Source organism: Bacillus cereus group sp. RP29 (assembly GCF_040459765.1).
Classification (GTDB): Bacteria; Bacillota; Bacilli; order Bacillales; family Bacillaceae_G; genus Bacillus_A; species Bacillus_A paranthracis.
The window spans coordinates 201,975-227,486 of sequence record NZ_JARVHN010000002.1; the positions used below are offsets into that span (position 1 = coordinate 201,975).

The following is a 25,512-nucleotide window of genomic DNA, read 5'->3' on the forward strand; positions in this document are numbered from 1 at the left end:
AATTTTGGATGAACTATTGCATCTACACCATGCTCAAGTTCTAGCTAGATTAAATTTGCCTCACTATAGTTTTTATACGAGAAAAATTTTAAAATAGACACAAGCAATATTTTTGCTCGTGTCTATTTTTTTGTACACATTTACCACAACATTTGTATTAGCCCTTATAAGATTTTTTATGACTTCATCGACCTTTTTGTCTAAAAGAAACAAAATCACCCCTTCTAAAAGAACTAACGTTCTTTAAAGCGGAACAAAAAATGGTATAGTATTAAACAATATATTCGAATACGATAAAAGTAAAGGGGGTTCACCTATGGGATTATTCGATAAGTTTTTCGAGAAAAAAAAGAAAAATAAACAAGAAAAAATGAGAAAGCTAATTGACAAAACAATAGAAGACGAACCGAAAGAAAGTGAAAAAAAATATAGGATGTTAAAAACTTTATTGGATAGTAATACTTTATTCTAGTTATATCTGGATGCTCAGCAAAGTATGAGGTTGCATCATCTTCAATTGCAGCAATACTCCTTCTGCGACGCGCACTCTCTTCATTCCTTACACCGTTATAAAGCAAAACATCAAATTCGTCATTTTCTATATCCATAGGAATTTCATTTAAAATTTCTTTCAATTTATTCTGCATTGGCAGAAGTTTTAAATGGCTCGTGCACCATCTATTTCTTACATTTCCTAACGGAATAGAAGTACCGCGACCTAATAATTCATAAAAAAATCTACTTTTCATTGGTGGTTTCACCATATGAACCAAAAACGGCATTTTCCCCTTATTATGAAATTCACCTGCCGCATATCTCTTAATTTGTTCTAAGCATCTATATTGATAAGCAGTCATTTCTGGTGTCTCAACACCCGTATCAGCACAAATTATATGAACCTGTGAATACGTTCCTCTGGTTTCATATTCTCTAATGTTTCACATAATAATTGCATTACAAGTGATGAATCTTTCCCTCCACTCATTGCAACCATGTGAGTCTTATATTTTAAATATACTTCTTTCATTCTTTGCTTTATTATTTCAATTTCATCTAAAGAGTTTCTATTCATTTTTTCTTACCCAATATTACAATAAAAAACACAAAGGGATCTCTCCCTTGTGCTTATTGCAACAAAGGGTTATCCCCCTTTCATTTATGGTATTTACTGCATACGTAGTTTTTAATGAAGCAGCTGCTTAAAATAAAGTTAACTGTCCTAATTCATCATTATTCAAGCTCATCTCTCTAGTAATTTTTTCTTCTTGTTCTGAAGGTTCTTCTGTACATGATTGTGATAAGACGTTTTGTTCATTACACTCTGTATGATTTCGCTTATAACATGCGCAATACAATGGTACTTCAGGATCCACTTGTTCTAAATAGCAATCTCCTTTTCCCAATGAACAAGTTTTCCAGTGTCCACATGCCCCAAACCCTTTCTTAGAGTAACCTAGAGCAGTATATAAAGCGTCTGATTTCATATGTGGGTTTCTTTCCATTATCCTTTTCAACTGTTCTATCCACATAGATTCTCCTCCTTATAAAGCAACCATATATACGTTTTTTTGCAACTTAATGAACATTTCTTGCAGAACAAGATTTAACGAAACATTCGCTTGTCTTCTTATATAACCTTTTTCTAAAAGTTCTATTGCATCAGCAATTCCTTTTACACCTAGTTTTTCAGCATGTAACTCTAAAGTATCGATTTGACTTTGAAAAGATACAAAATCTTTCTTGTTTGTTAAAGCATATAGCACATCTTTAAACCATATATTTATAAATTTAAATAGAATGGGCTCTTTTTCTTTTGTATCTATTAATTTTAATAACTTTATTATTTCTATAAAGACTGTAGGTTCCATCAAATTTTTCATTAAACTAACTATTTGTAAATGGAGTTCTATAAACCACTGCCCTTTTGCTAGTGACATAGCTTTATCTATATTATTTGTCATACGAGTTAAAAGCTTTACTATATCCTGAGAAAGATTAGCTGCTGATAATTCTTCTTCGTATTCTCCCATAGGTGTATCTAGAAAGTTTAAAATTTGGCATCTAGATTGAATCGTACCGAGAACCTTTTGTATATTTTCAGTAACAAGAATAGCCGTTGTATTTCCATCTGGTTCTTCTAAAAATTTTAATAAACTATTAGCAGCACTAGTTATTAGCATCTCGACTCGATCAATAAGATAAATCTTTCTTGAGAGTTCAGTAGATGTGTATGAGATTTCTTTGTGTAACTGCTGAATTTGCTCCTTTTTAATACTCCCACCCTCTTCTGGTGAAATAATAACTACGTCAGGATGAATGTTGTTATTTATGCGATTACAATTTCGGCAATCATTACATGGTATTCTCTCTGAATTTTCTAAGCAAAATAGGCTTTTAATAAATAATAAAGCTGTCTCTTTTTTTAAAGTACCTGCTTCCCCGTTAAATAGATACGCATGATTAACCTTATTATTTACTAATCCATTTTTCAGTATTGTCCCTACGATATGTTGCTTTTGCATAACTTCGCCCCAAGATATAATCCGCGTCATCATTACCACTCCTTAAATTTTATTAACACAAAAAGACCTTCCGAAGAAATAAGTGCTATTGTAAGAGACTTACAATAATTCTTATAACCCGAAAGGTCTTGTGTATTATTTTAAACAAAATAAAAGTATTATTTAATCTATATTAACTCGAACTCACGAAACATTCAAACATTTCCCTGTTACTATAATGGGTTAATATATAGTAGATAAGAGTCTTTCAATCTTATCCATAACATTATTTTGTATCATTATTAATATAATTTAAAATTGTTTTGATACCTTTTACTAAATCCTCCCCGTCTATTCCAACGTCTGATTCTTTAACATTTATTCCAATTACTTTTAGGTTTTGCTTCGAAAAGGTTAGCGCATCACTATATGAAATATTAGGAAGGATAATAAAATGTTCTCCACCCGTTTTAGATATAATTTTTTCGTACAAGTCTTTAAAATAAACATCTTGAAAAGAAAAACCTAAGAAGATAAATGATTTATTGCTCATAAACGTAGAGATTATTCTCATAAAATCCTCATTCTTATACAGCCCATCATAACTTTCCTTTGTAACAATCATAGTTTTAGGTTTATGAATCATCCCGTGTAAATGCACTATGGATTGTTTTTTCTCGCCTAAAAATTTCTGCATATTTTCAATATCATCCCACATAAGAGGGGGATGGAAACTACCCCTAATCGTCGAAAAAATATTATCATAATTTGTTGTTAAATAAAAATCAGAATTCAAATCTAAAACATCTTGATAATTATGATTTTCTCTTTCTATTTTCATGTTAATTTTTTCATTAAATATATCAACAATTTGTTCTTGAATTAATTCGTCCTTGCTTAAGAACGAAGACTTTTTTAAATAACTAAGCGCTTCGAAATAATCTCCTTCATCTAGCTTATCATTATAATACCCCTCATATCCTTTTTTCAGATATCTTGAAAATCCATTTAACATGCCTTTCCAATTAGGTAAATTAAAAGGAACTGACAATCCCGAACCCATAAATGGTATTAAATTCTCTTTTCTTTTCTTTAATTGCTCTAGATTAAGAGAATAATCCTCTATAAGATAATGATCTAACATTTCTTTTTCTCTCCTTAAATTTAACTCCTCTAATAGTATCAAAGTTTTCGTCTTATTTATTTGAAACATATGTTTAATTTCATGATTACCATTTACAACACTAATATTGTTTCCACAATGTACACATGTGGTCATCATTACATTTGTATTTTCAGTTTTATCATATCTTAAACATGTGTAATTAAAATACTCTCGTGTTAAACCTAATTCCTTCATTGCTAAAATAATTTCACTAAAATTCGGAAAAGACGAATCGCTACTAAACTTGATAAAACGAAATTTTTTTAGAAAAGAATTAATATTTTCTATGGCCTCTGATTCACTCATCGCCTTCTTCGTAATCACGGCACTGACTAAGCTCTCCAATAACATGCTGAAATAATTCCTTCCCAATATGGTTTTTGTTAATAAAAGTCACCTTGAAATTCTCTTTCATAGATACTACAGATGTTTGAATGACTTCTGTGCTATCTGTTAAATGATTTATATCTGTAAACCAAGATAGTGCCCATTTTGGTAATTCCAGAGCTTCCTGGAAGTCAGTATATAAACTATGAAACATAACAGATGTAGCTACCGGTTCACTTGCTCCTGATGTTCCAGTTGCTCCCTTTAAAGAATTACTAGATTGAAATGCCACTCTAGTAGGATAACCAACTAACTTACTACTCTTTGCGATATATATTAAATTATCATCTTCGGTCATTACATCTAAATATGTTGCCAATAATAAAGATTTAAAACGTTTTACTAAATTATCTTGTTTTACAATTGGGGCAATTGCTTTCCCAAATAGTTCTTCAGTTAACGTACTTACCATAGTTTTAAGCGTGTCCGAATTTTTCAATTCAATTTCTTCTCTTAAATCATACAACATAGTATTATCAAGTTTTTCACACATTTCAAACATTGCTCTTCTATCTTTTTTAACTTTAATAAACTTTTGAATTTGTAAGTGATTTTCAAAAAGTTTTAAAAATTTTTTATACGCTTGAACTACTGTTTTTTGTATTCCCTCATCTATTTCTCCATTCTCATCTTCATTTACTATATTGGGAATGTTTTTTAAAGCTGCTACAAGTGTTTTTTTTGTATAATTAATTTCTATTGCACATACAAGATATTTTATAACTGTTCTATCAGCGTCTGTTTTTGTTGGAACAACATGTGTAATTAGAAATCTGGATTTATCTACATAACCATTTGCAGTACTATAATCGAAACCAGCTAAAAATGTATTTTTTTCTGTAGTGTTTACTAAATCCATTATGTAAAAGCCATCTTCCTTCATTAACCTTTTAACATCTGGTGGTAAAGTATTTCTAGAATTCATATCATCAATTAAGCGTTTGACTGCTTGTTTGAAAATGTCCTCAGTAACGGGTTCATTTTTTATTTTATTTATGAATACATTGGTTAATCGTCCATAAAAAATTGATTCAAAAAATTCTCTTTCTAAAATTTCTGCCTCGCTAGCTTTTTCTGTTAGAAAGCGCTTATAATACTCTCCAAAACCCTCTCCATCCTGTTCCTCAAAACCTGTCTTCTCTTTTATAACTTTCTTTATCTCAATTGGTTCTATATACTCTAAAAAACGATTACCTTGAAAGATATACATGCTATTAGTTTCTGCATTTATATTAATTGGTTGTGACATCAGGATTCACCCTCTTTTTCAAAATCAATATAAATGCATTATAACAATAATATTATTACTTTTGGAGATAATAATATACAAATTTCACCACCTACAAGGTCTTTAATTAATTCTTAAAAATATATATTGTTGATTTTTTAAATAATGTTTGATTAGAAGTCTCTTATAAACACGTATTTTATAACATCTTAAAAGGATTCATTTTGAATAAAGTTTAATCAAAATGAATCCTTTTAAGATGAACTTACCGTTTTTCAACTTAACACTTTATTATATATTAAACTCTCTCTTATTTTATATCTTTGTATCCTTCAACCCAAATGCGTCCCCTCACCATCGAACATTCTAGCTAAATCTCAAACTTCCATCAAATTTTTATCTAATTCTCATTAGCATATCTTTTTAATGCACTTTCAAATGCTGAAATCCCCTTACTATTTACAAAGCGAATAGGAGTGTTATAACGAGCTGCGGCCGGAATAATTAATTCATGATATATATGACTCAATAATTCTGTTAGATAAAAGACTACATCAGCTTTTTTAACTGTACTATCTATCTTACGATGCTGATCTTCTGCTACAAATATAATTTCTGCATTGTATTTTTCAACGCACTCTCTATAGTATCTTTCTTTATTCCCACCAATTACAGCCACTTTCTTTCCTGACAAATCATTCTTATGCACATTTCCTTCCGGCTCTTCTTCTTTCTGCAATTGAATGATTTCTAGAGCCATTTGTTCAATCGTTTTATTTAAATACTCTATTTCTTTTTTATGTTGTTCTGACTTGATTTCCTCCTCAGTTGCCAAATCAGTCATCAATTCATTTACTGACCTCTCCGTTTGTTTAACAACTCTTGAGGCCTTAGCATCTGATGAGATTTTTTGTTTTTTCAAATGTTCATTTTCCATTTTGTATTTATTTAACATCTTCTCTTGTTTGTTAAACTTTTTTTCATACTCGTTTAACTTACTTTGAAGTTTATTCCACTCCTCTTTAAACGAAATCTCTTCGGCCTTTTCTTGACTAGGATATCTCTCCTGATGAAATATTGCTAATTCTGCAAGAATGTTAATGTATCTAAATGGAGCAGCTTCTAAATACAAATCATGCATATCATCTGTTCCTTTAGTTTTCATATAAGCAGTGATAAAAATTGTGAAATGCATTCCGTACTTCTCAATTACTTCTTGTACATCTTTAATTTTTTTCTGTTGATTATCTGTTTGATCATACGCTGCTTGTAATTGAGCTATCTCAATTTCACCAGCGACTTTCAAGTTCTTTTGAAGTCTTTCTTTCATTTGTGGTTTACTATATTCTTTTAACAAGCGATCGATTTTCCCTCGTTTACCTTGTTTCTTTTCCTTTGCAGTTAAGAAAATTTTACAGTCATTGAAAAAACGAGTAACTATTTTCTTGTGTTTTGGTGAATCACTTTCTATTAATGAAATAATAATGTACAAATCAACAACATCAGGTAATGAGTCCGTAGATTCTAACCAATACTGAGTAACAGCATCTTTCACTTTTGTAAATAATTCATCAGATATCTTATCTTGACCTATAGAATCTCCTTCCTCAAAACACTCACTATAATGTTTAAATAAATCTATTGATTCTTTTCCATCCTTTTTTGTAATCGAAACTAATTCACCCATTTTTAATCCCCTCCACAATAGAATTTTCTGACAACTCCTCTAAATAGTAATATGTGGAATTATGAGTGTCAAATCGATTCATAAACTTTTTAATCTTCCTTTTTGCTAAATCAAGAGTTATAATATTCTTATATTTTTTTACTTTTTGTTTTTTCTTCTTTAAATTAAAAGCAGCCCTTTGGGTTGAGTTAACACATGAAAATGTGAACAGTAACTCTACTCATTTGGCTGCTTTTTTGCGTTTAAAAGGATTGCCATTTAATAAAATTTATATTTATGGGAGGAATATTAATGAGTAATTATATTGCACTATACCGTGCGTATAGACCAAATAACTTTAATGATTTAGTGGGGCAAGATCATATTAAAACGACAATCATGAATGCGATTAAACTAGAAAAAGTAGCTCATGCCTACCTACTATCTGGACCACGAGGTACTGGTAAAACAACTGTTGCCAAAATAATTGGAAAAGGCGTTAACTGCTTAGCTCCATTAAGTAATGGTGAGCCTTGTCAAAAGTGCGCCAACTGTAGTGATATCAATAATAATAAATTCGCGGACATTCTAGAATTTGATGCTGCAAGTAATAATGGAGTAGAAGAAATACGGCAGATACGAGACCAGGTACATTTAGCACCGGTTACAGGAAAATATAAAGTGTACATCATCGATGAAGTGCATATGCTTTCAAATTCTGCATTTAATGCCCTATTAAAGACATTAGAAGAGCCACCAGCACATGTTATTTTCATACTGGCTACAACAGATCCACAAAAAGTTCCTAAAACTATCATTTCTAGATGCCAACAATTTGAATTTCGAAATATACCACTTCAAGCAATGATTGACAGGTTAAAATTCATCTCCCATGATCAAGGGATTCGGATTACAGATGAAGCATTGCATTTAATATCCCAATTAGCTGAAGGTGGTTTAAGAAATGCTCTTAGCATAATGGACCAAGTAATTGCATACGCAACAAATAATGTAACAATAGAGCATGTTGCAACAGTCGTTGGTAAGGTAGCAATTCAGGATATTGAAAAACTAATACATTATATAACTGAGAAAGATTTAAACAGCACTTTGGATTCCTTGCAAACTATCCTAGAGAGAAAACAAGCGGATTTCTTTTTAAGCGATTTAATCGGTTACTATAGAGACCTCATGATATTTAATCTATCTCAAAAAACTGACATGTTTAAAGTGGCCATTTATAATAATGCCTTTATAAACCTTGCTGAGCGAATACCATTATCCAAGATTCCAAATATTCTTGAAGAGCTTACTACGGTACAGTATAAAATAAAAAATTCTGTATATGCAGCAACGCTAATCGAAATTGCATTAGTTAAGATACTTCAACTGGAGCAGGAAATATCAACGATCCAACCGAATATCAAAAATAATGAAAATGAAGATTCCAGTGAGCTTAATCAAACATTGTTACAAAGTTTACTTGATACCATCGCAGCATTCAATCAGCGTTTAGACGAATTAGAAAAACAAAAAGAAGAACCAACTGCTAATCAAAGACGCAGAAACATTCAAATTTATCGCGATCCTAAAGCTAAGGAAACTGCAAAAGATATTGTTTTACCTGAAATCACTTGGGAAACAAGCAAATTGTTAGAAACTTTCCTCCCTAACTGTATTGCTCATATAAAGAAAGATAATCCCCTTATTGCAAATAGTTTAGGAGAAATAGTTCATGCTACTGGATCAAAGCACCATATTATATTCGTAATGGAACATCCCCAACAAGTTGAAACTTTATATAATCCATTAAATGATTCCATAGTTACTAAAACCATTTCACAATTACTTAGACGTCAAATTAAAATGATTTACTTAGAAAAAAGTGAGTGGGAAGAGATAAATACTAATAAGGAAGTGTAGAAATGAATCGTATCAAAGTACCGTTTGGAAGAAAAAAGAAACCTAAACTCCCAGTTGAAGATATTTCCGCCTTATCTTCTATGGAATTTGATCATCTATTGTATGTACTTAACGAACTTGCAAATAGATATAAGTATTATAATACTACCCCATATGACATTAGAAAGTTTCTTCAATTAATTGCATTTCATCTAGCAAATAAATTAACAAAGCAGCATACATTCTCTAATATCGAATTAGGTATCCTAAACGTTATACTTGAAAACAGGCTCCTACCATTTGAGGAAAGTAATAAATTAGGTGATTTTGTATTATTAGAGAAAATTGATAAGCAAAATAATTCAAATGAATTTATTACCCAATTAATAGAAAATGACTTTCAATTAGTTGAGAACATTGCATATGTAAGGATAAATAACAACACTCAATGTAATTAAATACTTCATTATGGAAGAAAATGTTGGTTTGAAATAAAGTTTAATCAAAAAAACTCCACAAACCCATATTATATGGTAAATAAGAAGACTCCATTTTGAAAAAAGATTAATCAAAATGGAGTCTTTTGTTAGAAATCCGAATCTAGTTTTTATAAAAAAGATTAATCAAAACTCATAGACATATCTATTACAACAATATACTTATACCTAACCTATTCTTCAAACCAAAACAGAACTTCAATAGGTGCTTTCAAAACCTTCGCAATATCATAAGTGAGTTTGAATGAAGGATTATATTTTCCATTTTCGAGATTGCCAATTGTTTCCCTTCGGACACCAACCTCATTGGCTAGATCTTCTTGAGACATACTTAGCTTTACCCTATATTCTTTCATTCGAGTTTTAAGTGGCATCTTGCATCCCTTTCTTTTCTCTACGTTCAAATATTTCTAAATTAATTACAAAAGTTCCTAATGGTATTACAACTGCAAGTACAACGCATAATCTGATTACATGTACATTTGCAAAAATAACGATACTTAAGATTAGTAAAACACCCATTACTAATGCCACGAAAAATGCCTTTGTGGCAGCAATGCGAACATGTAGAATAAAAAGTTCATCTGGTATAACTTTTGCATATAAAAAGAAGGGGAAGAAAGCGAAAAAGTAATATGTAAATGATGTTTCACCTAAAAATGAATGAGGACCTAAAAGTCCTAGAAATCCTAGAAATCCAATAAACCCCAAGTAAGCCAGTTTGTTTTTCATGTGAATTCTCCTTTGCGATGTATTTCGCACTAATTGTTATAAATATATCACATCAACTTGGAAATAAAAAGGATTGAAAACGGTACGACTTTTTTATAAGCAGTTAATCTTTTTTCAAAACGGTTAAACCTTATTGCAAACCTACACAAAAATCAAAAAAGACCAACCCCTTAATAAATAAGGGGTTGGTCTTTTGGGAATTCTCTATAATCTCTTAATATATTCCTTTAAAATATATCAATTACTCATAATATTTATCATATTCCACTGCATATTTAGTTTTTAATTGTTCTATTAACTTCTCATTAAATGAAATTATATCAAGTACATCCTGATTTATATATAATAAATAATTGTCATTATAAAATGAGATATATGCTGATGGATGCCCTTGTGATACATTTTGACAGTATTTATAGACATCTTGATAATTTAAATTTTTTATAGATGCAAAAATTGTTGAACTTGTAAAATTATCGTTTTTTATTAATGTTTCTTTCCAATTTCTAATTTTAGTAAATTTACCTAAACCTGTTTTTTCATGAATTCTTTTACCATTTATAATATATCCACAGATAAAGGAAGAATTTATTTTTTCGTTTTGATTGAATAAATTATCCAAGATATTTTTTAATAATCGAGTGTTATTATTCACAAATAAATCCATATCGAATCTAATTCTATGATTCGAAGTTACTTGAAAAAAGGGAGTTTCTTCAGTATTTGTAAAATCTACTTTGAATTTTTTAAATTTATCCATAATTAGTTATTAAGCTCCGATTCTTCTTAATTCTAAATCATAAGTTCCAGATCTAGTTTTCTTATTTGCAAGAGCTTTTACTGTATCAGCACCTTTAAAAGCTCCACCAATGTGGCCATCTTTGTCTCTAGTTATATATTTAGGTTTTCCTTTTTTGTTATAATATACTCTTGCACCATGAGAGTAAAATTTTGTTTCTGCGTATCCTAATCTGCTTGCAACTGCTTTAGCAAGAGGTTCAGAGTTTTTCATTAGAGTTCTAATAGCAGTTGGTCCATATTTTTTTATAGCTGCTTTTAGACCGCTTTTAACTATGAATGCAACAAGAACGGGAACCAAAGGAAGAGCAGATGCAGTTATTTCTTGTGTATCAATAGAATATTGCTCACCAGTTTCTTGATCCACAAAAATGGCTTTTAAATCTTCACCTTCTACATCAGTCACAAGAATTGAAAAATTCTTCTCTATTTCATTTCCATTATCATCATTTAGTATTGCTTTAGCACTCATTTCACTTGTTTCAATATTATATTCCAATGTACTTTCCATTTGTACTTGATCAGTATCTAATATTGATTCAAAAGTGTCTACATTATCAACAACATTTTCAGTTATTTCAATTTGTTCGGATGATTCTATTCCTAAATCTTCCTTTACATCAACTTTAACTTCGGTATCTATTTTACTAGTTTCAGTGTTTTCGGTAACATTTACAATTTCTTTTAATGCAGAATCATTTTCTTGCGCTGCATATACAAACCCTGTAGGAACATATGTAATGAAAAGCGCTGTAATTATACTGAAGATAAAATATTTTTTCATTAAATTCTCCACCTTATTCTTTTATTTGTACTAATCCCATCCCAAATTTTTCTTTCGCACCTAATTTTATTGCTCCAAAGCGTAGATCCTTTTCTATGTCTTTACTCCCATTTTGAAGCAATATAGAAACTATCCCTGTTGTATAAGCTGTTGCATAAGAAGTCCCGCTTTGCATTTCAACCTCTCCATGTATGTTTAATACAGGTACATCTACGCCTGGTGCCACAAAATCAACCTTGCCTTGGCCGGCATAAGCATATAATTTCATATCCTTATCAATAGCAGAAATAGATAATACTTCAGGGTATTTAGCAGGGTAATCAGTAGATAAGCCAATGGTATTTCCTGTAGCAGCAATAATTATTATCCCTTTATTTGATGCATTTCTTATCGCTTCCCTTAGCTTAGGGTCATCTTTAGAAAAGCCAAAACTTAAATTGATAATATCAACACCTTGTTCAACACTCCAGTTTATCCCTGATATTATATCCGCTATTTTTCCACTACCCTTTTCATTTAAAACTTGAACATCATACAATTCAACAGCAGGATTAATTCCCACCACATTATTTCTACTTTTTGTAGAAGCAATGATACTTGCAATCATAGTTCCATGATCTAATATAGCCTCTGTCTCAAAAGTATTATTAAGCGCATTATAACTTTTCTTTACCTGGCCTTTAAGTCCCTTTATGTCCTGATTAATCCCACTATCTAAAACAGCTACTTTCACAGTTTTAGAACCTGCAATTTTGATTACACGTTCAGGAAATAACGTACAAACTGCCCAATTTTTCTGGCAACTTCCCTCTGAGATAACATACTTATTAGATACTTTTTTAGTACATCCAAACATGACAAATAACACTAAAGCGCATACAAATAATAATATTTTCTTTATAAACACCACTCCTTTTTAACGATTCCTTCAAAAAACGTCCCCTTGTAATGACGAGGATTAATCAACACAAACTTAAAGTTCATATGACCCTTTAAATATTAAAGTCAATTGAATGTAATAAAAAGACTGTTTTTTACCAATATTTTCTGATATATTCAATGAGAACAGATACCAATATTTAACTTAGTTTAATATTTATATAATGCGATAAATATATTTTTATAAAGATAAAATTACTTACTAACAGAAGCAATACGTAAAGTATAAATCAACATAAAAAAGCAATAATTTCCTGTCACGAAAATATGATAGGAAATTATTGCTTTTATTTAAAATGACTTTATTACACATAAAATGATTTTTGGACAAAATTTAATCAATAAATGATATTATCTAAAAATCCTCTTTCCATACTTCAAAAGCCTTATCAAAATATAGTTTTTTAGCTGTTTCATCACTTATTACTTCTGAAACAATAGCATTCCCTTTTTCATCTTTAATGATTTTTATGAATTCTACTTCTTGAATATCTCCTTCACTATCAGGGTTATCCAATAATATAAACCCTGATGTGCCCTCAGCTATAAGGTCACCACTTGCTGCTTCCTTAGTTTCTAAATAACCTGTTATCCATTCTTCTCCTTTACCTTTGTAATTAAAAATGCTAGTTGTCCATCGGTATTTAACTTCAGCTCCCATCGAATCATCCTTTCTGATTGTACTAAAGCTTTGTAAATAAATTTGAAACTGATTATCCTATTATGAATTTATCTGTCACCCTTTATTTTATATATACTACTTTTTAACTTAGGCTTCTTGTGTAACCGTACTTTAGTTCCATTAATATCTAAGTCAATTTTCTCTTCCTCTAAAGCCTCTATTTTCTCTTCATGTTCCTTTTTAATTCTATCTCTTTCTTCTTTTTTCTTAGTCGCTTTTGGACCAATTACGAACAGAATTAAGAATATGCTTACCATTACAACAAAAGTAGTCACTAGTACCTCTCCCCTTTGGCAAAACTTCGTATCATATATTTTTTTAATCTATTAGATTTACCTTGAAATCTACAGGAGAACGGATACTAGCATCATTACACAGAAATATTTTAGAAATTACTTGCACTATTCCTCCTTCTCCTTTTATAAACCGAAATTATAAATGACGCAGTAAGGCCGGTACTAGCAATGTCATTACAAATATAAAAATGGAACTATATCTCAAACTTGAACTCCATTTTCCATATTTGGGATGTTCAAATTTCTTATAAAGCATACCTAATGCTAAAGATATCAAAAACATTAATACAGCTGTTCCTAAAATTATAGAAGTAATTAAGCCCACCATATTACTCATAAAGGTTTGAAAATCAAAAGAACGTGTCGTCAACATTAACACTGGTAGAATCCTTATTAAAAGTATGAGAATAAATGAACCTACTCCAAAATATATAGATCTTTTTTTCCACTTAATATGTTTAAACCATAACGAAGCCCCAAAAACTAATAATGATATTAAAATTACTACAGAAAGTATAAGGAAAATAACATCAAAGAATGCAGGCACACTCGCATGGACTGCACCATCTATTTTATCTCCCCCATCTTTCATTACATCACTGCCGCCATTAAACAAAGAACCAAACCAGTCTACAATCCAATCGGTCATCCAAGAAATATCAAATGGTAAATCTTCATTTTTTGTTTGTGCAGGAGCAGCTGAGTTATACACTTCCAAATTATCCTCCCCCTTAATTGAAATTAAGTCCTTTACTTTAAGTATATAAACTTAACGAACCAAAACTAAGAAAATATCAAATCATATCTTATTTGATAGAAGAACCACACTTTCGAACTTTAGTTCTGTACCTCTTTATTTATCACTAACATTTTTTTATTAGTTAACTTTGCAATATAAGTTTGTATATAATTCCTTTCAAAGACACAAAATATCGGAGTTTCTATTAATAATTCCATTGTTTTTTATCTCATTCCAAAAAAGAGCTGTATAATATGGACGAAGAAAATCTATTGAGCGAACAGATTAATCGCGTCCCATCGGATGCCCTGAATACCCCTAGTAAGGAACAAGAACAAATGCTAGAAATAAAGATATTAACCAAGACCTATATGGCACAGACTTACCCATTTCAGATGTAGATAGAACAACAAACAAAAAATAAATTACAAAGAAAAAACTTAATAACCAGCAAACTAATTTTCCCCATAAAAAATAGCTATCGGGTCAGAAGCACACGTCAAAATAAAGGATTATTTCTACATACTTACTGAAAGAATTCTCCTTCTTCAAATGTGTGCAGGACGATAGCCCGACGGTAACAGTAAGAAGGATTTTCCTTTCTGCGCATAAATAGAAAAACGAGCACCCTATCACTATAAATAGGAGTGCTCGTTTTTCTATTTATCTATTCCTTTTCTGGCCAAATTTTCACGTTTGGTTCTAATAACCACTTGTGGTCTTCCTCCATAATACGATCATTCCATGGGTTATTCTCAAGATGTCGAATCATCCAACAAAAATACATTGCATATCCAGGCGCAGTTGCTTGCGGGTGGTCTAGCTCACCTGGAATTGTAATAAAGCTATTATGTACAACGCGATAAGCATCCTCACCAACCATTACACATCCAAATCCCTGCGGCTTATTAAAGCGATAATAATATACCTCCGGTTGATCATGGTGATGCGGTGGATAACTGGACCATCGTCCTGGATAAGAAATAACTTCTCCTACTACCATGTTAGAATATGCTGCATTGTTATAGTCAAAAATCGTACGAATAACACGCTGGGCTGTTCCCTCTAATAGACCTTCCCCAGCTACAACACTTTGGCACTCATTTGGAGTATACAACTTAGACGCAAATTCTTGGTCATTATCTGTTTTTTGGACAAGCACTTCACTATCTGAAAGAGCAGTAATTGTAACCTTCACATTTTTAGCCACATGTAAACACCAAGGGTTTTCTTCAAAAACAGACTGTCTTTGAATTACTTGTTCCATTCCCACTCTAAACGTATTGTCTCTTCTAGTAAAAGTACTGCTGTTTCATTCTTATTATCAAATAACAACTCTTCTTTTCCATTAGACATCTTATATATACCTATACCCATTAACATATCATTGTATTGACCGTTCATTTCTGTTAATACATTATATCCTTCATTTTTCTATGCAAAATAAAAAAGAATAAGAAGATTCATGCGAGTAAACGCTTTAGAATCTTCCTATTCCTCTATACACCCCCTTAAAAATAGTTGGCTTATTGCTTTGTATTAGATAATCCCCTTTTTCATTAAACTCACATAGTTGTTATCTCCAATGATGACATGATCTAGAAGAGGTATACCAATAATGTTTCCACATTCTTTTAACCTTTTAGTCACTTCAACATCTTCGTGAGATTCCGCACTATGGCCTGAAGATAGCAATAGGTAAGACTTTGAGGTTATCTCCACCTTTTCCCCTGCTCCACACCGTGCATGCAACTTTCATCGCACACGGCATTCCATCGTTTACCTTCTATTTCATTTTCCTCAATCTACTTAGTTTAATTTGAATCCCTAATTTACTTGATTATTTCATTCCCAATTAACAACCTTAGTTTATTCAGCTTCATAAGTTGTTCCTCATTTAATTCAAGAAATTCAAGATACTTTTGGATAGTTTCTACATCTATGGCATGGATTAGCCGGTGAACATCTCTAGTAATTAGCACTAAGTTGGAATAACTATCATCCTTCGTTTTACTCCATAATGTTTTATGATGGCAATCCATTTCCGTTAGAATCAATTCTTCCCCAGTCACTGCACATTTTCCATTTTGGGCTATAAACAGCGATATTCGATTGTCATTGAATTCTATTGTTGCCCGTTCATTAATGATAGGGTGTTCCCTAATCCATTGAACTTGCCAGTTCGGAACCGACTTTTGTTCCCGATGCATTAGTTCTCGTCCTTCTTTGGTAAATTTATTAACACCATTTTTAGGCATTAATGCTGTTTTTGTTTTAATGAACCCAATAGGAATAAGGGGATATCCATTAATATATCTTGTCATCTTTGATTTTAAATAAGGTTTAATGCCTTTATCTTTGATTGCATAATTGGTTGTTTTTCTCAATGAAAATTGCTTTAATCGCTGACGTTCTATTTGTGTTAATTGGTATTGTATTGGCATCAAACTATTGACTACTTGCGTCGCAATTTGATAATAATTGTGAATGCCAATAACCATACTATTATAAATTCGAACGTTCTTGATTAATTCGTTTCCATTGGGAACTCTTTGCATGAGTTTGATCTGGTCTTTGAGTTGTTTCTTAATCCTCTTTCGTGCTTTTTCTGCTATATGTGATTGACAAACGTATTTTCTGCGGCCAAAACGGTCATATCCTTTTCGTTCCATTTTCAGTTCAAAGCCGAGAAACTCGCTACTTTTCTTTTTCAGATTTGTAATTTGAGATTTCTCCTCAGAAATAGGAAGGTTTAACCGTTCCTCTAGCCACATTTTGCTTGCCATGAAAATCTTTTCAGCATCTAATCGCGTTGTAGTAAAAATTTTAAAATCATCTGCGTAGCGGACAATGTACATTTCTTTTAATGTAGATGTTTTTCTAAGTTGTTGATAGCGATATTGGCGACTATACCATCCTGTTTTCTTATTAAGATAGTCCTTAAGTGTTCGGCACTTTTTACTTTCCCATTGGTTTGCAATCCACCAATCAAATTCATTTAAAGCGATATTCGCCAATAGAGGGGAAAGTATTCCACCTTGCGGTGTCCCTTTTGTTGGATGTACGATTTCTCCATTTGGTAAAACAATAGGCGCTTTTAACATTTTACGTATAATCACAAGTAATTGTTTATCACGAATACCCATTGCCCAAATTTGTCGCATAAGTTTTGAATGTTTCACTTCATCGAAGAAACCTTTAATGTCTATATCCACTACATATTGCATTTTATTATTGTTTATTGGTCCATTACATGCAGATATTGCATTTTCAGCTGATTTTGTCGGTCTAAACCCATAACTATATTTGTAAAAATTAGCTTCACATATAGGTTCCAGTACTTGTAGAATACATTGTTGCGCAATTCTATCCCACATAGATGGAATACCTAATGGTCTAGTTTTTCCATTAGGTTTTGGAATTTCCACACGTTTTACTTTTCAAGGATTATACTGTTTAAATCTTTTCTTCACAATTCCAATAAACTCATGGGTTCCAAGCTCTTCAACGTCCTTTATCGTAACTTCATCGACTCCAGGCGTAGCACTTCCGTTATTCCGTTTAATATTTCGATAGGCGAGTAGAATGTTGTTGTATGAAGTAATGATTGACATGAGGTTTTTAAATTTTTGTTTATCCTTACTTTTTGCATAAAGTTCATCGAAGATTTCAGTCATGCCATAATAATCAGCATGGCGTAACCTTGTATTTTTCATTCTAGGGATCTTCTTAAAGTTTTTGTTCAAGGTATATCACGCTCCAATCTTGGCTCGTGACCTTTTTAGTCATACGAGAATCCTTGAGATGATTGAGTTGAAATAGTTTAGGCGAAACGACTTGAGGCTATTGTTCCATTTCCATTACAGAAACTTTATCACTCCTGCCTCTACTCTCACTATCATAAAAGGAAGTTATAGATATATTCCTTTCCTCCCTACCACTTCATAGAGTGTGTACTCTCCATGTTGATAGCTTTCCACGTTCCCTTAACTCTATCTATTCTTAACTTAGGTGCTAGCTCTTGCCTGACGTCCTCTCCATCGCCTGTAACGATGCATGGAGCTTTCGAAACCACCATACTTACTCGCCCACGGAACGCACTTGAAGTTTTCATCAAGTCTACTCATTTCTAAGTAGTTCCACTTACAGACATTTCATTCGCTAGTTCGTCAGTGTTTTACCACATTCTCACCATATTAAGTTTTTCACGACTCCCGACCTATCAGTTGTACCAACCACCTCTGGTTAGCTTTCGGTTATTCATGAGTACTACGACAACTTTCAGCCGACTTCACCGAGCTTCACACCCTATTCTTATACACATTCGAATAACGCATGTCGGAGTATTAGAGTAGGCATTTCAAGGCGTTACCCTATCATTCTACCTATCGAGTTAAGAGTTCACGACTCTCTTACTTGCCATAAATGACGTTCAGACAGCGTGCGTAACCTTTTCAGTTAGGAACGTGTCGCACGGTGATTGTGAAAACATATAATAGAAGATGCATTGTTTAATATTGCCGTGCGGAAAGTTTCCCTTGGATGGACTAACGATGAATCAACAGTTCCTTCAAACACAATGCTACAACCAATAATTTCATTCTTTGTATTTAAGTTAAATACACCAAAAATTTCATTTGGCCTTGATTCTATATCAAATATAATCTGTGCAAAGCGTACAGCATCCGCTGGACAAGTAATTTTCTTTTTCTCAATATCATAAATTCGATTACTATCTTTTACCAACTTTACAGATTGAACCATAATTTTCTTACCCATGCCCTTCTCCTTTCGAAATAAAAAAGACGAGACTGCTTCTCTCATCTTTTTCCACCTTCTTTTGTATTTTGAAATTCAAAATTCTTACTTCCTTATTACATTTCTTAAAAAGTTAAGACATCCTATCACATCCTTGTTAGTTCAATACTTGTCCTATTCCTACAACGCAAAAAAACCTCTCAGGAATACATTCGTATTACAAATTAGCGTATATGTTTTATACACTTCCTTGTAATGGATCGTAAACCCGAAAGGTTTGTGGTTATTTAGGAATGATTAAAAAGGAAAAAATTTCTTGAGCTTATTATATAATAAGCTCATTTCTATTTCAATTAAAAAAACAAAATATTCATACTTTTACAAAGGAGATTTGATTTCTAAAATAAAAGACACCCAAATTCAATTGAGTGTCTTTACAAAATTATTTAACTTGTTTTTGTAGAATTTCTTTTAATTCTCGCACAGTCTTGGAAAATTCATCAATTCTTATCGTGCACATTTCGATAGTTTTTTCAGTATTGATAACTTCCCACACAGGATGAATAACTTCTCCCTCCTGTTTCGGATACAGCAATATACATCTTTGAACTTCCTTATAAGCAGTTACATACGCATACATTTGATAAATGTCACTCTGAACATAACTAATTCTTCCATTATTTGTTGCACTTTTCCACTTCGTATCCATGATTATCATATTATCAATCACAAAATCTGGTTTTAATAAAATATTCTGGCGTCCACTCTTCTTGTTACGTAATAGCCTCTTCTCTGCATGTTGACTGATTATTTTATTATTACCAATAGCCTCTTGTAGTGCTACTTCAATATATTTTTCAAACAACATATTCATTTGAAATAAGAAAGAGAACGATGATGCTCCTCGCCCTTTACTATAAATCGTTGCTCGCTCAACAATTAGGTTAGCAAATAAAGCAGCTTGACGAAAACGTTCATTCCGTCGGTTAAATGTAATGCTTTTTAATTCCTTCTCTGTGAAATGTACTATATCCACAGTTTCTAAGTAGCCTAAACAGCGCTCAAGATAAAGTTTTAAAGTATGTATTTTGGTATGCTTTTTTACAATGAGCAATGCACATTTAAATAACTGGTTTAAAGAGTTATTTTCCGTATATTCATCAAATGCACAATATGCTTTTGTTTTTTGAAATATATTCTTATAAATGTGTTTACTAAGCTCGAGCTTGCCACGCAGTGTATTTAAATTTTCTTCATGACGTTCGTATGTTTTATAAGTCCCTTTTCTGAGCTCATTTAGCAAACGGGTAAGAAATGTAGCAAGAAATGCCGTAAGCAGTTCACCTCTATCTTCACCATTTAGTACTTCCTCATAAAATGAAACCGGCAAAAAGCCTGTAATTGAAAGCATTCCTAGCAATGCCTTTCGATCGTCAATAGGTGTGATTTTTATTTTTGGTATAATTTCATACCGCACATCAGAACATTGTATGACGCCAACATAATTAATAAAGCGAAGTCGTTTATACTTTTGATCAATCACCTGTTCATTTGGATATTTTTCTTCAATATATCGTATAAGCTCATCAAATTGTTCTACTGTAACGTCGTTTTCTGTAATCCAGTCATACGCCTCACGCACTATAATTGTCTTATTCATAAATCGCGATTAGCTCTTGCGCTGTTAATTTTCGTTTTACTCGGTACAGTGCAGGAATATAAATAGATGGCTTTTGTTTAAACAGTTCATTTATATTAACTTCTTCTTTATAAACAATATATTGATCTTCCTTTGAGCTCCCAATTCCACCCAAAACAAGACCAATCTTTTCCCAATCATCATAAAAATACTCTTGTAAAAGTGGAATGATTTTCGTTTGAAAAATAGCTATAACTTCATTATCTGTTTTCGCGTTTATAAAATACGCATGCCCAATCATATGATCACGATCGTACAGCACTTCAATCCTCCTATTAATAACAGAAAGCATTTCAGCAAGATCAATTTCATCACCAATCGATTCAAGAAGATCCGTATTTGGCATGATTTCTTCAAACACAAAGCGACGGCGTAACGCTGTATCAAGCAGTGCAATTGAACGGTCGGCTGTATTCATCGTCCCTATTACATATAAATTGGGTGGTAACGTAAACTTCGCTTTTGAATAAGGTAGTTCAACAATCAATTCATTACTTTGTGTTAAACGCTTATCCTCTTCTAGTAACGTTAACAGCTCACCAAAAATCTTAGAAATATTGCCTCGGTTCATTTCATCAATAATTACAACATGTTTTTTCGCATTCGAATAATCAAACGAACTGTTTTCCAACAATGCCTTTTGAATAATTGCCTTTTTCTCTTCTACTTCAACTTCAATTTTTTCTTCGTCTTCTACTGTATCTTCCATTTTTTCTAATATCCAATTTAGTACAGACCAATATCTCGTCTGATTACACCCACCAATCGCCTCACGAACAAACATAATATTATTCTTCCAATCAATATCATGCTCCTGAATATAACGATAAAGGCTTAGTAAACGATTCTTTGAAACTATTGAACTAGTTTTTACATCTTCACTCGTTACAACGATATTATTTTGCTCTGAAATGTATGAAATGAAATTTTTCGTTCCTGTTTTTGATTCGAATTGAATATTATTCTTCAAGCCATTTTCAACCAGGTAATTATAAAGTTGCTCAAAACGAACTTCATTCGAAAATTCCTGACTTGTACTTTGAATTCCTTCATACATCGCTTCAAGAGCGGCTTTTTTCAAAATACCATCCGTTGGCACAAAATTCCCTTTTCCATCAGATTTCAATCCTTCTATAAAATCTTCATATCCATAGGACTGATGGAACGTTACAAGATGAATTTGTCCTTCTTTTGTTAAACGTGAAAACTCTTGTTGCAATGCTTCTCGTCCATCTGCCTTCAGTTCCTCATGTGTTTTTTTATCGATTAATTCAAGAGCACGTTCAACAATTTGATATGTTTTCCCTGTTCCAGGTGGACCAAAAAATACATAGTTTCTTGGATCTGAGTCTGACACTTCATTAGATTCTTGGAGCGTATTGCTAATTTCCTTTCCCTGCATAAATACTAAGTTAATTACATTCTTATTTTTTACTTCATTTAATGTACTCACACTGCGGTTTTTCATACACTTCTTTATCCGAATACTTAATTTCTTTTTATATGGTTGCCTGCGCCTTATGTTTACCTGCATCCAATTGTGTATACGCTGCGAACTGATTACACTCTTCTTTGCTATATACCTCTGAACAATTCTCATCGATCTTCGGCGTAACTCTTTCTTTAGAGTTGGAATTCTCCTTTCATACACCATTTTTACTATCTTCCTTAGAAACATTCTTTGTCTTTTCTTTTGTATCTGTACAACCTACAACCATAGCAGATAGTCCAAGACATAAACAAACAATCTTTATCTTACTAACTTTCATAAATACTCCCCTTTTCCCTCCATCTATATTTGACCTATATAAAAAAGAAAGAGGCTACAAGACTCCCTTTCTTTTTTGCTAACTTGCCGTCATCGCCCAGTTTTTTTGTTATCGCTTTACACAATCACAAACTTCATCCCCACTTTAAATAAATTAGTGTAGCAAGGATAAGAAGTACCGCCCACATATATATATTGCCCCTCCAGACTTTTCACCAGCACCACCTTCTATAACCGTTAGACTTACACCACCCTTTGTTTTCATAATGGTTTTTTGACTCAAATGATAATCTCTTGAAACGACAGTAGCCTTTACAGGGTTTCTTTTAAAATACCCATCGCTTAACCCCATTTCACTTGGTGATAACTTATTTTGTATAACTAATTCATACTGTTCCTCACTTACTTTACAATGCTCTGCCTCTTCACGATATCCCCTAGCCAAACAAAACTCGATTGAATATTCTCTTGCATCCCTCTCAACTTCACAATTTAAGTATTCACGCGCGGAGCTGTAAGTTGTATTAAAGTATAAATCCTGAAAATATATATACTGATAAGCATACCTCATCTCATGAGAAAGAATCGAGATTAAATAATAGTGATCAACTATATAGACATGATTCCTGTCAGCATGATAAAAGCCCCCAATACCACCATCTAACGCATAGCCCCTCGGATATATTTTAACTGTTGGGTAAACCTTTAAATTTCTTGCAATAATGTCATAATTTTTATATAGCGTCTTTATAGTAAAAGCATCCAATTGACCTACAATTTGAATTTTCAATTGCCCATTACCTGTATTATTGAGCCATTTAAATTATTAAATTTGAAACTCGTATTATTTTTTTGTAATTCAATGAATCGATTGGACACGATAATTAACCCCTCTTTATATATACGTAATCAAAAACATATAGTTTTAATTACGTTCAAAAAATCTAAATATGCATAATTTCATCTATATAAAATTATATAATGATATATACCCTAACAAATTATCTCCCTCATTACAAAGCAGTTTAAAAATAACGTCGATAAAGTATACAGCCCTTTGATAGAAAAACCTCGAAACCCTTACAGCGTAACGAGGTTTTCAATCGTTATTTGCATCTATGTATCTTTGAATTTCTCTTAGCGCTTCTTCCTCTAAATCGTACTAACTTTCGGACAGATTCACTGGCAAATGCTTTTTTCATCAAAAATATCATGTTTTTGAAGGATATCAATAACATTGTGTTTTCCTGCTTGTAGAGTTTTATTCGTATGTACATTACCAAAAACAAGTGCTTCCTCATTATCATCCTTTATACATATCTTCATGCATTTCCCCATTCGAAAAGAGCTGATTTTACCCTCTTATGGGTGTATCGGCCCTTTATTATTTAAAGCGCGTAAGGTATCTAAACTTGTTTAATTTATGTAATTTTTCTTGATGATATCTTTTACATTATTGATAAGGAACGCAAGGAAGAAAACTGCTAGGATACCATTTATCCAGTAATATGTATTTCCAGAGTTAAATTTATTATAAAAAGAATTGACATTAAAATATAATAGACCCGCTGAAAGGACGGTAGAGATTACTAACATACCAAAACTTTTCATGATGCTCACCTTCATTTCGAACATTTTGATTTTTATTACAATTATACATAAAAATGGGGGGATTAAAATGTATGCAGTATCCCATCGTTATCAAGTTAACAATACATTCTTCCTCAAAACAAAAATAACGACTAAATACACACTTCGTTGCTACTTCAGAACCTTAGATTGATTGACATGCGCCATTACCTATAAGAGACCTAATACTCCAATGCATTCAAAGTTTTATATCTTGAGGAAATGGAGTTCCCCTGATTGATAAGTATATCTAAATAAACTAAAATATAGATTGTAGAAGGGGGAATTGTTGTGAAAAAAGTTATGGCAACAGTTTTAGGTTTGTTAATTGTAGCAAGTGGGTGTAGCTCAAAAATGTATGATGAGCAAGTTGATTCAGGTAAAAAGGCCATAGAAAAAGGGGAATATGCAGATGCTGTTAACTCTTTCGAAAAAGCTGCAAAGGATAAATCAACAGACGAAATTCAGAAATACATTCGATTAGCAAATGATATGAAAGACAGCGCTACTGCATTAAAAGAAGAAAAATACGAAGTGGCAATTGCAAATGCTGAAAAAATTACGAAAGAAAAACGGATGATAAAATATTCAAATCTGCAAAAGAACAAGCGGATAAAATCATCAAAACCGCTAAGAGTTCTCAAGAACAACAAGAATCAACAAAGAAAGAAATTCAATCGGGGAAAGATTTATTAAACCAACAAAAATATGATGAAGCCTATCAAGCTTTCAAAGCAATAGCTGATAAAAAAGAATCACCACAACTTGTAAGTGAAGCAACAACATTAATGAATGAAGCGATTACATCGAAGAAACAACATGAAGATGAACAGGAAAAGGTAAGAAAAGAGAAAGCAGAAAAAGAACAAGCTGCGCAAGAAAAGAAAAAAGCGGAACAAGAACACCAAAAAACAAAAGAAGAAATTAAGAAACAACAAGACACAGTCACGGATAAAGGTGAAATAACTGAACACGAGGCTGAAGACCTTGTACGACGACAATTTAATTTCTCAACAGATGTAGTAGTACAATATAATAACGACGATGAGAATGGTAATTTTGTTATCCAAGTGTATGAAGATCATCCCGATCATACAGCTACATTAGGATGGTTTGCTGTAAATCCAAAGACGAAAAAAGTTACTAAAATACAATTATAAAATTGAACAAAGAGAAACATTCGAATAAAGGACTTCTATTACTTTACAGTAAAATAGAGGTCTTTTTCATTACAATGTGAATATTGTCAACTCATGTGCTTCCTCTCTTCCTTATAACTTTTATTTTGAAAAACAAGAAAATAATTCTTTTTTCTACTCCCCATATATTAGTTTGGAAACTT

Annotated in this window: 26 protein-coding genes and 4 pseudogenes; 4 read left to right on the forward strand and 26 right to left on the reverse strand. The window is 32.0% G+C overall.

Features of this window, described 5'->3' with window-relative positions:
- Positions 1-314: 314 nt before the first annotated feature.
- From QCI47_RS29135 to QCI47_RS29165, 7 genes are all read right to left on the reverse strand, one after another.
- The gene (locus QCI47_RS29135) at positions 315-857 is read right to left on the reverse strand and encodes an adenine nucleotide alpha hydrolase family protein (protein ID WP_239534392.1); all 543 of its coding nucleotides are present in this window, start codon (positions 855-857) and stop codon (positions 315-317) included.
- A gap of 32 nt (positions 858-889) precedes the next feature.
- Entirely contained in the window at positions 890-1,072 is a 183-nt protein-coding gene (locus tag QCI47_RS29140) for an adenine nucleotide alpha hydrolase family protein (protein WP_239534391.1), read from the reverse strand.
- 127 nt (positions 1,073-1,199) lie between these two features.
- On the reverse strand, positions 1,200-1,529 hold the full coding sequence (locus QCI47_RS29145; RefSeq protein ID WP_073540780.1) for a hypothetical protein: 330 nt from the start codon (positions 1,527-1,529) through the stop codon (positions 1,200-1,202).
- Positions 1,530-1,541: 12 nt separating this feature from the next.
- Positions 1,542-2,552, reverse strand: coding sequence for a DNA polymerase III subunit delta' (locus tag QCI47_RS29150; RefSeq protein ID WP_353812044.1), 1,011 nt, complete (start codon positions 2,550-2,552; stop codon positions 1,542-1,544).
- A gap of 235 nt (positions 2,553-2,787) precedes the next feature.
- On the reverse strand, positions 2,788-3,972 hold the full coding sequence (locus QCI47_RS29155) for an SIR2 family protein (RefSeq protein WP_071742950.1): 1,185 nt from the start codon (positions 3,970-3,972) through the stop codon (positions 2,788-2,790).
- Positions 3,965-5,302 (reverse strand): hypothetical protein, encoded by a 1,338-nt coding sequence (locus QCI47_RS29160; protein WP_071742952.1) that lies wholly within the window; start codon positions 5,300-5,302, stop codon positions 3,965-3,967. Before QCI47_RS29160 ends, QCI47_RS29155 begins: the two co-directional genes overlap by 8 nt.
- 379 nt (positions 5,303-5,681) lie before the next feature.
- Entirely contained in the window at positions 5,682-6,968 is a 1,287-nt protein-coding gene (locus tag QCI47_RS29165; protein ID WP_071742954.1) for a DUF2325 domain-containing protein, read from the reverse strand.
- A gap of 291 nt (positions 6,969-7,259) precedes the next feature.
- On the opposite strand from QCI47_RS29165, the gene dnaX reads away from it, so the two are divergent.
- Together dnaX and QCI47_RS29175 are read left to right on the forward strand one after the other, a co-directional pair.
- The gene (dnaX, locus tag QCI47_RS29170) at positions 7,260-8,870 is read left to right on the forward strand and encodes a DNA polymerase III subunit gamma/tau (RefSeq protein WP_170933251.1); all 1,611 of its coding nucleotides are present in this window, start codon (positions 7,260-7,262) and stop codon (positions 8,868-8,870) included.
- 2 nt (positions 8,871-8,872) lie between these two features.
- The gene (locus tag QCI47_RS29175; RefSeq protein WP_001079848.1) at positions 8,873-9,307 is read left to right on the forward strand and encodes a hypothetical protein; all 435 of its coding nucleotides are present in this window, start codon (positions 8,873-8,875) and stop codon (positions 9,305-9,307) included.
- A gap of 212 nt (positions 9,308-9,519) precedes the next feature.
- Here QCI47_RS29175 and QCI47_RS29180 read toward each other — a convergent pair whose 3' ends face one another.
- The 19 genes and pseudogenes from QCI47_RS29180 to QCI47_RS29270 all read right to left on the reverse strand — a co-directional run bounded on the left by QCI47_RS29180 (position 9,520) and on the right by QCI47_RS29270 (position 24,152).
- On the reverse strand, positions 9,520-9,720 hold the full coding sequence (locus QCI47_RS29180; protein WP_001128818.1) for a helix-turn-helix transcriptional regulator: 201 nt from the start codon (positions 9,718-9,720) through the stop codon (positions 9,520-9,522).
- The gene (locus tag QCI47_RS29185; protein WP_000791541.1) at positions 9,710-10,078 is read right to left on the reverse strand and encodes a DUF3796 domain-containing protein; all 369 of its coding nucleotides are present in this window, start codon (positions 10,076-10,078) and stop codon (positions 9,710-9,712) included. The genes QCI47_RS29180 and QCI47_RS29185 overlap by 11 nt, the downstream gene beginning before the upstream one ends.
- A gap of 241 nt (positions 10,079-10,319) precedes the next feature.
- Positions 10,320-10,838, reverse strand: a complete 519-nt coding sequence (locus QCI47_RS29190; protein ID WP_000357144.1) for a hypothetical protein — start codon at positions 10,836-10,838, stop codon at positions 10,320-10,322.
- A gap of 9 nt (positions 10,839-10,847) precedes the next feature.
- The gene (locus QCI47_RS29195) at positions 10,848-11,660 is read right to left on the reverse strand and encodes an SAR2788 family putative toxin (RefSeq protein ID WP_000759759.1); all 813 of its coding nucleotides are present in this window, start codon (positions 11,658-11,660) and stop codon (positions 10,848-10,850) included.
- A 13-nt stretch (positions 11,661-11,673) separates the two neighbouring features.
- Positions 11,674-12,567 (reverse strand): S8 family serine peptidase, encoded by an 894-nt coding sequence (locus QCI47_RS29200; RefSeq protein WP_025921766.1) that lies wholly within the window; start codon positions 12,565-12,567, stop codon positions 11,674-11,676.
- 387 nt (positions 12,568-12,954) lie between these two features.
- Positions 12,955-13,260, reverse strand: a complete 306-nt coding sequence (locus QCI47_RS29205; protein ID WP_000500630.1) for a hypothetical protein — start codon at positions 13,258-13,260, stop codon at positions 12,955-12,957.
- 68 nt (positions 13,261-13,328) lie between these two features.
- Positions 13,329-13,556, reverse strand: a complete 228-nt coding sequence (locus tag QCI47_RS29210) for a hypothetical protein (protein ID WP_000206847.1) — start codon at positions 13,554-13,556, stop codon at positions 13,329-13,331.
- Between the two features lie 157 nt (positions 13,557-13,713).
- A complete protein-coding gene (locus QCI47_RS29215) occupies positions 13,714-14,313 on the reverse strand; it encodes a hypothetical protein (RefSeq protein WP_078437645.1) in 600 nt (199 codons plus the stop codon).
- A 670-nt stretch (positions 14,314-14,983) separates the two neighbouring features.
- Positions 14,984-15,720: pseudogene (locus QCI47_RS29220) on the reverse strand (5-deoxy-glucuronate isomerase).
- Positions 15,721-15,855: 135 nt separating this feature from the next.
- Positions 15,856-16,002, reverse strand: a pseudogene (locus QCI47_RS29225) (JAB domain-containing protein); the annotation flags it as partial.
- Between the two features lie 146 nt (positions 16,003-16,148).
- Positions 16,149-18,062: pseudogene (ltrA, locus tag QCI47_RS29230) on the reverse strand (group II intron reverse transcriptase/maturase).
- Between the two features lie 188 nt (positions 18,063-18,250).
- A complete protein-coding gene (locus tag QCI47_RS29235; RefSeq protein WP_000858402.1) occupies positions 18,251-18,430 on the reverse strand; it encodes a hypothetical protein in 180 nt (59 codons plus the stop codon).
- Between the two features lie 347 nt (positions 18,431-18,777).
- Positions 18,778-19,095 (reverse strand): annotated as a pseudogene (locus QCI47_RS29240) (JAB domain-containing protein); the annotation flags it as partial.
- 421 nt (positions 19,096-19,516) lie between these two features.
- Entirely contained in the window at positions 19,517-20,734 is a 1,218-nt protein-coding gene (locus QCI47_RS29245; RefSeq protein ID WP_001044030.1) for an McrC family protein, read from the reverse strand.
- Complete coding sequence (locus QCI47_RS29250) at positions 20,727-22,427, reverse strand: McrB family protein (RefSeq protein WP_013142322.1); 1,701 nt, start codon at positions 22,425-22,427, stop codon at positions 20,727-20,729. Before QCI47_RS29250 ends, QCI47_RS29245 begins: the two co-directional genes overlap by 8 nt.
- Complete coding sequence (locus QCI47_RS29255) at positions 22,417-22,542, reverse strand: hypothetical protein (RefSeq protein ID WP_255829288.1); 126 nt, start codon at positions 22,540-22,542, stop codon at positions 22,417-22,419. Before QCI47_RS29255 ends, QCI47_RS29250 begins: the two co-directional genes overlap by 11 nt.
- 153 nt (positions 22,543-22,695) lie before the next feature.
- On the reverse strand, positions 22,696-23,331 hold the full coding sequence (locus QCI47_RS29260; protein ID WP_000701548.1) for a hypothetical protein: 636 nt from the start codon (positions 23,329-23,331) through the stop codon (positions 22,696-22,698).
- Between the two features lie 389 nt (positions 23,332-23,720).
- On the reverse strand, positions 23,721-23,867 hold the full coding sequence (locus tag QCI47_RS29265; protein ID WP_000686580.1) for a hypothetical protein: 147 nt from the start codon (positions 23,865-23,867) through the stop codon (positions 23,721-23,723).
- A gap of 90 nt (positions 23,868-23,957) precedes the next feature.
- The gene (locus QCI47_RS29270) at positions 23,958-24,152 is read right to left on the reverse strand and encodes a hypothetical protein (RefSeq protein ID WP_000834518.1); all 195 of its coding nucleotides are present in this window, start codon (positions 24,150-24,152) and stop codon (positions 23,958-23,960) included.
- 309 nt (positions 24,153-24,461) lie between these two features.
- Here QCI47_RS29270 and QCI47_RS29275 point away from each other — a divergent pair, with 309 nt between their 5' ends.
- Both QCI47_RS29275 and QCI47_RS29280 read left to right on the forward strand, forming a co-directional pair.
- Entirely contained in the window at positions 24,462-24,866 is a 405-nt protein-coding gene (locus QCI47_RS29275) for a COG3014 family protein (protein WP_013142321.1), read from the forward strand.
- Positions 24,867-24,958: 92 nt separating this feature from the next.
- Positions 24,959-25,330, forward strand: coding sequence for an axoneme-associated protein mst101(2) (locus QCI47_RS29280; protein WP_013142320.1), 372 nt, complete (start codon positions 24,959-24,961; stop codon positions 25,328-25,330).
- Positions 25,331-25,512 lie beyond the last annotated feature (182 nt).